Raw genomic sequence first — 4,941 nt, forward strand, 5'->3', positions numbered from 1 at the left:
ATAGGTTATACTAGACAAAAGATCAGCTCCTAAAAGATGGGTTTGTGGTAAACACCATTTTAAAGGAAGCTGATCTTTTTTGTCCGAACAGCGTTCGGATTAATTTTACAATCTACTTTTTTGTCAAAAATCTTTACCCATTATAAAACGGAACGTCACCGAATTGAGAAAGGCGCGCCGTTCCTTAACAAGATTTTAATACCCTGTTAGTCAAATGATTGCCCTAATTCATTTATTACACCATAGATTTGGACTTTCGTAAATGGTTTAGTAGGTGAGTTAGCAGTCCGATTTGGCCGGTTCAGGTTGAAAAGCGGACACGCTTGTGAAGTTGTCAAGGGGGCACAAAGGCTGCTAAGAATGGATTTGGAACCGATTACTTAACAAGCCAAATTGAGAAATGTGCTATACTGGGTGGCGTTACTTAAGAATGTTTAATTTTTTATGATAATGACTGAGGAGGGTCGCAAAATGGGGGTCTTTGTTCATAGTGTGTCCGGCGTGCTTATTATTTTAGTAATGATTGCGCTGGGCTACGTTTTGGCGCGCCGGGGCTGGTTCGATGACCAGGCGCCCAAGCTGATTGCTCGGCTGGTCACTCAAATTGCTTTACCAGCTTACATGATCAGTACCATTACCTCGAAATTTACGGCGGCCAAGCTGAAAAGTACCTTGCCAGACTTACGGTTTCCCATCGTGTCGATGCTGATTATGTTTGGGTTGTCGATTATTGCGTACCATTTGTTACGCATTAATCCCCAACACCGAGGACTTTTTGAATCGATGTTTCTAAATTCCAACACCGTTTTCGTCGGCTTACCGGTCAACATGGCCCTGTTTGGGTCGAAAAGCTTGCCGTACGTACTGGTCTACTACATGGCCAACACCACGTTTTTCTGGACGCTCGGGGTCTACTTGATCCAACGCGACGGCCAGGGGAGCGCGGAATTTAGTTTAAAAGCGACCTTGAAAAAGGTCTTTTCGCCACCGCTGTTAGGGTTCATGGTGGCCGTTGCGCTGGTCTTATTGGGCATCGAACTGCCCAATTGGATCATGCAAGACTTCAATTATATTGGTAACCTGACCATTCCGCTGTCGATGATCTTTATCGGGACCGCGATTGCGGGGGCCGGGCTCCAAAATATCCGTATCGACCGCGACAGTCTGGGCATCTTACTGGGGCGGTTTATCATTGCGCCCTTATTGATGGCTTGTCTGGTGCTGCCCACGCACATGCCGATACTCATGAAACAAGTTTTTATTCTACAGGCGGCCATGCCAGTCATGACCAACGCCCCGGTAGTCTCGAAATTATACCACGCCGATGCTGATTATGCGGCGATCATGGTAACCGAAACGACCCTCCTAAGCTTAGTGGTGATTCCGATTTTAATGGTCATCGTTCAGCACGTCGCTTAGTCGACTGCCTGACACTTATTTAAAGGAGAGTTTCTGTCGTTTTGAGAAAAACAATGCTGTATATTTTATTTTCAACGTTGATGTTTAGTTCCATGGAAATTGCGCTCAAAGCTGCGGGTGGGGCGTTCAATCCCATTCAACTAAATTTGATTCGCTTTTTTATTGGCGGAATCGTCTTACTGCCCATCGCATTAAAGGCGCTCGCTAAGCAGCAACATCATTTGACCCGGCAAGACTGGGCCTTATTTGCCCTAACGGGGCTGGTCTGTGTCATCATTAGTATGACGCTCTACCAGTTGGCCATCACGGTCGACCAAGCGTCGACGGTGGCCGTGCTCGTTAGCTGTAACCCTGTGTTTGCGCTCATCTTCTCGTATTTGATTTTGCACGAACGGCTGGGCCGGGCGAACCTGATCGCCGTGGTGGTCTCCATCATTGGCCTGGTCATTATCGTGAACCCGGCGCATTTGACCAATCCACTGGGGTTGGCGCTGGCCATTGGGTCTGCGTTGACCTTCGGGTTGTACAGTATCGTTTCTAGGTGGGGGTCGGTGCGGCACCACTTCAACGGGATTACCATGACCTGCTTCACGTTTTTGGCAGGATCCATCGAGTTACTGGTAATTATGCTACTGACGCACATTCCCGCCGTAGCTAACGGGTTGAATAGCGTCAACGGGTTACAAGACTTTGTGGCGATGCCGATTTTAAAGAACGTTAGCCTGGAATACTTCTGGCTATTGTTCTTCATCGGGGTCTGCGTCACGGGTGGGGGCTTTGCCTTCTACTTTCTGGCGATGGAACGCTCCGATGTTTCCACGGCGTCACTGGTCTTCTTCATCAAACCCGGCTTAGCGCCAATTTTAGCGGCGTTATTGCTCCACGAGCGCATCTTGACGAATACCATTGTGGGGATTGTGGTCATCCTGATTGGCTCAGTCATCACCTTCATGGGGAACCGGGTCAAGGCGCGCGAATCGCAATTGGCAGCCAAGCAGGCTGAAATGGCAGCGAGTGACTTTCAATCAGCGGACGAGACCGACGGCTTGGATGCCGACTTGCCACACGCTAACACCACTACTGAAAATGATAATTATTAAGTTAATCATCCAACCGGTGATGCCCACTAAAGCTTTTGGCGGTTGAGTCACCTAACGGCCCGGCACACGTTGCCGGGCCGTTTTTAGTTGAGCGAGTAAGGTCGCCTAAGATGGGTCAGTCAACACCCAAACCAGTTGGCTTAGCTTCCCTTAAGGGCTATGGTATCATAGGCAGTGTATTTGGAAGAGAAAGGGAGCGTGACGGCATGGCAACGTTAGTCATTTTACGACATGGCGAAAGTGTCGCGAATCGAGATAATATTTTTACGGGATGGAGTGACGTGCCCCTAACGGCTAAGGGGCGAAAGCAGGCCCAACAAGCTGGCGAAATCGTCGCGCAGACCGGCATACGGTTTGAGGCGTTACACACCTCGATGCTCCAGCGGGCCATCGTCACGGCCAACATCGTCTTAGAGTGCATTGACCAGCTTGAGATTCCTGAGTATAAATCTTGGCGGTTGAACGAACGGCATTACGGGGCCTTACGGGGCCAAAATAAGGCCGCGGTCAAGGCCCAAGTCGGCGCCAATCAACTCAAAATCTGGCGCCGGAGCTTCAACGTGGTGCCGCCCTTACTGGAGACGGTGCACCAAGACCGGCGCTATGACCGCTTCAGCCCGCATCTGGAGCCACGCGGGGAAAGTCTAGAGATGGCTTACGACCGCCTATTACCTTATTGGGTCAATCAGGTGGCCCCCCGACTATTGGCCGGCAAAAACCAACTGATCGTGGCCCACGGTAGTACGTTGCGGGCACTTATCAAGTACTTGGATCGGGTGCCGGACGCCGACATCGCCAAGGTGGAAGTAGCCAACGGGGAGCCAATTCGTTATGACTTCGATGCCCACTTGAACGTCTTGGCCAAGACACCATTATAATTTAATTTGTTAGACCTTTAAGTTGGTTAAAGCAATAGGGGAAAGGATTGTGTTTAACCAACTTTTTCGTATAATCAGGGGTAATAGTGAAACGATTTTCAGGGGGGAGTTTCAACATGAATCGGCGAAATTTGGGGCACTGGCTCATTTTACTGGTGGTTTTAGGGGGTATCGGGGGTGTCGTGTACGGCGTACATCAGCTAGACGCTACTGACCAGCGCGAGGTCGCGGCCGTCAATCACAAGCACGTCAAGCAGTCGCGCCACGCCATCCAAACGGATGCAGACCAGAGTCAGGCGCACCGAGCGAAGAAGGTCACGGCCTTTGACCGCAAGAATCTGGGGCAAAAGACGCCGCAATTAACGGCGCAGATCAACCAAACGTTGACCGGCCATCGTTTCGTGGGGACGGCGTTGGTGGTCAAAAACGACCGGGTCGTTTATCAGCGGGCCTTTGGCTACGCCAACATGGTCAAACGCCAGAAGAACCGGGTGGACACGCAGTACTTGATCAATTCGGTCCAGAAGTCCTTGACGGGTTACTTGGTCGTGCGCGCAGTCCAAGCGGGCCAGTTACAGCTGACGGACCGCTTACACCAGTACTACCCGCAAATCAAGCATAGCGACCAGATCACCATCCGCCAGTTGCTCGACATGACCGGTGGGGTGGTGGGGGACATCGAATCGAACACCACGCTGACCGAAAAGGAGGTCTACCAGACCGCCGCCAAAACGGCGACCATCCTGCCGGATAAAATCGGTCAATTTGATTACCAACCCATCAGTTTCGTGTTATTGGCGGGCATTTTACGCCAGGTGACGCACGAATCGTATTACCGGTTGTTCTACCAACAACTGGTCACGCCGCTAGACTTGAACCACACCAGTTTTGCGCAACTCCAGCGTAAGACCAAGCACCGGACCATGAGTTACGGGGGCAACCAACCGGGCGTCTACCAGGAAGCCCACGTTCCGGCGACTAGCGATATGGCCGTCGAAGTGGCGACCGGGAACGCGACCATGAGTGCCGGTGACTTGTTCCGGGCCGAACGGGCGGTGATTCAAGGTAAGCTCTTGTCGACACCGACCGGGGCTCAGATCTTACATCAGGCGGCGAGTGATAGTCACTATGCAGGGGGGCTTTATCATTTAGGTCGTACCGGCTATTACGGGCACGGCCTGGGGGACTTTTACGAAAGTACCTTTGTCCTGAGTCGCAACGGCAAGACGGGCGTGGTCTTTTTATCGAATAGTTTTGAAAAACGGACCATGTACCCGAAGTGGTCCACCGAACAGGCGGCGCTGGATTTGTTTGCCGCGGTGAACCAAGCGAAAAAATTGAAATAAACCCAAATTGCAAGAACAAATTAGCCACACGACAAATCCTATTAAATCAGTATTTTCATTAATATTCATATTTTATGGGCTTAACTTAACCGGCGGAAGCAGCGGAGAAAAGCTCTTTGGGTGTTTGATAGCCAGTTTGCCGGCGCGGTAAATTGTTTAGCTTTGACTCAACTGCTTGGATATCATGAGGACCCAAAA

4 protein-coding genes and 1 pseudogene are annotated in these 4,941 nt (G+C 50.8%); 4 read left to right on the plus strand and 1 reads right to left on the minus strand.

Going from position 1 to position 4,941, the window contains the following annotated elements:
- Positions 1-471: 471 nt before the first annotated feature.
- The 4 genes from DXH47_RS11335 (at position 472) to DXH47_RS11350 (ending at position 4,743) form a co-directional block, all read left to right on the plus strand.
- Positions 472-1,419, plus strand: a complete 948-nt coding sequence (locus tag DXH47_RS11335) for an AEC family transporter (protein WP_129033413.1) — start codon at positions 472-474, stop codon at positions 1,417-1,419.
- Between the two features lie 41 nt (positions 1,420-1,460).
- Positions 1,461-2,519, plus strand: coding sequence for a DMT family transporter (locus DXH47_RS11340; protein ID WP_129033414.1), 1,059 nt, complete (start codon positions 1,461-1,463; stop codon positions 2,517-2,519).
- 206 nt (positions 2,520-2,725) lie between these two features.
- On the plus strand, positions 2,726-3,397 hold the full coding sequence (locus DXH47_RS11345) for a 2,3-bisphosphoglycerate-dependent phosphoglycerate mutase (RefSeq protein ID WP_129033415.1): 672 nt from the start codon (positions 2,726-2,728) through the stop codon (positions 3,395-3,397).
- Between the two features lie 116 nt (positions 3,398-3,513).
- Positions 3,514-4,743 (plus strand): serine hydrolase domain-containing protein, encoded by a 1,230-nt coding sequence (locus tag DXH47_RS11350; protein WP_129033416.1) that lies wholly within the window; start codon positions 3,514-3,516, stop codon positions 4,741-4,743.
- A gap of 85 nt (positions 4,744-4,828) precedes the next feature.
- Here DXH47_RS11350 and DXH47_RS12055 read toward each other — a convergent pair.
- Positions 4,829-4,941: pseudogene (locus tag DXH47_RS12055) on the minus strand (IS30 family transposase); the annotation flags it as partial.

This window comes from Levilactobacillus suantsaii, from assembly GCF_004115745.1.
GTDB lineage: Bacteria > Bacillota > Bacilli > Lactobacillales > Lactobacillaceae > Levilactobacillus > Levilactobacillus suantsaii.

Coding starts and splice junctions, on each gene's coding strand:
- DXH47_RS11335 (WP_129033413.1), top strand. CDS start 472: ATGGGGGTCTTTGTTCATAGTGTGTCCGGCGTGCTTATTATTTTAGTA.
- DXH47_RS11345 (WP_129033415.1), top strand. CDS start 2,726: ATGGCAACGTTAGTCATTTTACGACATGGCGAAAGTGTCGCGAATCGA.
- DXH47_RS11350 (WP_129033416.1), top strand. CDS start 3,514: ATGAATCGGCGAAATTTGGGGCACTGGCTCATTTTACTGGTGGTTTTA.